Annotated in this window: 2 protein-coding genes; both read left to right on the top strand. The window is 64.0% G+C overall.

The window, feature by feature from the left end:
- The first annotated feature begins 121 nt into the window (after positions 1–121).
- The gene (locus tag EOA29_RS32405) at positions 122–1,534 is read left to right on the top strand and encodes an ATP-binding protein (protein ID WP_126092392.1); all 1,413 of its coding nucleotides are present in this window, start codon (positions 122–124) and stop codon (positions 1,532–1,534) included.
- A gap of 255 nt (positions 1,535–1,789) precedes the next feature.
- On the top strand, positions 1,790–2,636 hold an 847-nt coding region (locus tag EOA29_RS32400; RefSeq protein WP_145969929.1), incomplete at its 3' end, for a glycosyltransferase family 1 protein.

The following is a 2,636-nucleotide window of genomic DNA, read 5'->3' as shown; positions in this document are numbered from 1 at the left end:
GCGTGTCGCCCTAAAGTGGGCAGCGGTTTTGGGATACGACATGCACCAAAGAAGCGAAGCGCGCCAGGTAGGGCGCGCTTGCGGCCCTTTGCTGAACGGCCATCGACGAGCGGAAGGGCGAATGGCGACCACGCAACTGGAAAAGAAGGATGGCGGCATCGGCGATCTCGCGATGCGGACGCTGAAGGCGATGCCGCGCGCCTGGAACCGGTTCTGGCGCCTGGTCGCGCTCTACATGCCGAAGCGGCTCTATGCCCGCTCCCTCATCATCGTCATCGCGCCGATGATCCTTCTCCAGTCGGTCGTCGCCTTCGTCTTCATGGAGCGCCACTGGCAGACGGTCACCCAGCGCCTGTCGCAGGCGACCATCGCCGACATCGCCGCCATCATCGACATGATGGAGACCTACCCGCACGACGCCGATTACGCCAATGTCATCCGCATCGCTCAGGACCGCATGCAGCTCAAGGTCGATCTGCTCCCGCCCGATCCGCTGCCGCCCCCCGGGCCGAAGCCGTTCTTCTCCATCCTCGACACGGCCCTGTCGTCGGAGATCACCAGGCAGATCAACCGCCCCTTCTGGATCGACACGGTCGGCAACTCCAACGTCGTCGAGGTTCGCGTCCAGCTCGAAGGCAAGGTCTTGCGCGTCTTCGTGCGCCGCAGCCAGGCCTACGCCTCGAACACCCATATCTTCCTGATCTGGATGGTCGGCACCTCGCTGGTGCTGTTGATGATCGCCATTCCCTTCCTGCGCAACCAGATAAGGCCGATCCTGACGCTCGCCGAGGCTGCTGAGAGCTTCGGCAAGGGCCGGCCGATGCCGCGCGATTTCCGTCCGCGCGGCGCGGAGGAAGTGCGCCGCGCCGGCTTCGCCTTCATCCAGATGCGCGAGCGCATCGAGCGCCAGATCGAACAGCGCACCGCCATGCTGACCGGCGTCAGCCACGATCTTCGAACCATCCTCACCCGCTTCAAGCTGCAGTTGGCGCTGGCCGGCGGCAAGGCCGAGACCAAGGCCGCGCTCAACCAGGATATCGACGACATGCAGTCGATGCTGGAAGGTTATCTTGCCTTTGCCCGCGGCGAGGCTGCTGAAGACACCGGCCGCTTTGATCTTGAGACCTATTTACAGAAGCTTGGCGAGGAAGCGCAGCTGCGCAAATGCAAGCTGTCCACGACCTTGACCGGCGATCCGGCCGTGCATGTGCGGCCGAACGCCTTTGCCAGGCTGCTGTCCAACGTCATCGGCAACGCCTTCCGCTATGCCAAGACCGTAAAGGTCGATGCCAACCACGGCCGCGGCTCGCTCACCGTCACCATCGACGACGACGGCCCGGGCATCGCGCCCGACAAGCGCGAAGAAGTGTTCAAGCCATTCCTGCGGCTCGACGAGGCGCGCAACCTCGATGCCAGCGGCACCGGCCTCGGCCTGTCGATCGCCCGCGATATCGCCCGCAGCCATGGCGGCGACATCAGCCTCGAAGACAGCCCGCTCGGCGGCCTGCGCGCCGTGATCAAGGTTCCAGCCTAGATCGGAGCATGATCCCGTAAAGTGGAACCCGGTTTTCGGGTTAGATCATGCTCAATCAAAATTGCGGGTTCATCCGCCCGTCATGAAATCATGGTCAAGAGCGCGCATGAAGCGTGCGACCCTTACCGATTCGGCACTGCCGCCCCGCTTCGATCCCGCGCCTGCTAGGGTGCGCTGGAGCGAAGCGCGAGCCGCTGCCTGGCTGCCGTTTCGCCACCGTGCCGGCGCGCTCATGAATCTCTGCGAAGGATCGTCATGCGCATCCTGATGGTCACCGATGCATGGCGGCCGCAGATCAACGGCGTGGTCCACACGCTGGAGCGGCTTGCCGAGACGCTGAAATCCTTCGACGTTGAGGTCGATTTCCTGACGCCGAACATCTTCCGCACCTTGCCGCTGCCGACCTATCCGGACATTCGGCTGGCGTTGACAACTCCCGGCCATGTCGCGCGGCTGATCGATGCACGCAAGGCTGACCACATCCACATCGTCACCGAAGGGCCTCTGGGTATCATGGCGCGCCGCTACTGCCGCAAGGCCGGCCGCCCCTTCACCACCAGCTACCACACGCGTTTTCCCGAATATCTCAGCGCCCGCCTGCCGGTGCCGGAGGGCTGGGCCTATAACTGGCTGCGCGACTTCCACAATTCCGGACAGGGCACGCTTGTCGCCACCCAATCGCTTTCGGACGACCTCGCAGCGCGCGGCTTCAACAAGCTGCGCCCCTGGACGCGCGGCGTCGACACCGATCATTTCCGGCCGGACAAGCGCAAGGACACGAGCTTCCCCCACCCCGTCTTCCTCTGCGTTGGCCGCGTCGCGATCGAAAAGAACCTGACGGCCTTCCTTGATCTCGATCTTCCCGGCAGCAAGGTGGTCGTCGGTGAAGGGCCGGAGCTGGCGAAGCTCAAGGCCCGCTATCCAATGGTGCATTTCCTCGGTCATCGCCCGAACGACGAGCTGGCGGAAATCTACGCATCGGCCGACGTCTTCGTCTTTCCAAGCCGCACCGACACCTTCGGCAACGTCATCATCGAGGCTTTGGCCAGCGGCACGCCGGTGGCCGCCTACCCGGTGACCGGACCGATCGATATCGTTGGTG

The sequence above is a fragment of the Mesorhizobium sp. M1E.F.Ca.ET.063.01.1.1 genome (assembly GCF_003998155.1).
GTDB lineage: Bacteria > Pseudomonadota > Alphaproteobacteria > Rhizobiales > Rhizobiaceae > Mesorhizobium.
This window is presented reverse-complemented; position numbering and strand designations above follow the sequence as displayed.

Excerpts from the sequence above, each read along its gene's own strand:
- EOA29_RS32405 (WP_126092392.1), top strand. The coding sequence starts at position 122 with ATGGCGACCACGCAACTGGAAAAGAAGGATGGCGGCATCGGCGATCTC.